The 508-nt window shown below is 57.9% G+C and carries 1 protein-coding gene; it reads left to right on the forward strand.

Features of this window, described 5'->3' with window-relative positions; genetic code table 11:
* Positions 1–106: 106 nt before the first annotated feature.
* On the forward strand, positions 107–508 hold a 402-nt coding region (locus tag NW819_RS12875), incomplete at its 3' end, for a histidine kinase dimerization/phospho-acceptor domain-containing protein (RefSeq protein ID WP_414413983.1).

Below are 508 nucleotides of genomic sequence, written 5' to 3' on the forward strand. Positions count from 1 at the left end.
AGTGACTAGCCACTAGTCACTAGCCACTAATAGAGTGCGGGGCTCCTGCGGGTTCTAGCTGAAAACAGCACGTCCCGGTTGGCTGGCCACCAATCAGGATCTGATCTTGGCCCTGGCCGATCACCTCTCCATCGCCATTCGGCAGGCGGAATTGCTCCAACAGGTTCAGGAGCTGAACCGCACCCTGGAAGAAAAGGTACAGGCCCGCACCGCCCAACTGGATCGCCAGATACAGGAATTGCAGCGGCTGGATCGCCTGAAAAATGACTTCCTTAGCACGGTGTCCCACGAGCTGCGCACCCTTCTTTCCAACATGAAAATGGCCATCCGCCTGCTCAGCTCCGTCCTGCTGCCTGCCCAGGGCGCTCCCAGATCCCCGGATCTGGCCAAAATCTCTCAGTACTTGAAGGTGTTGGACAACGAATGTGAGCGGGAGATCAGACTGGTCGAGGATCTGCTGGAACTGCAGCAGTTGGAGATGCTCAAGGGACTCCGTCCCGCTAACGCG

This window comes from Synechococcus sp. R8-2 (genome assembly GCF_047461715.1).
In the GTDB taxonomy this organism is placed as follows: Bacteria; Cyanobacteriota; Cyanobacteriia; order Thermostichales; family Thermostichaceae; genus Thermostichus.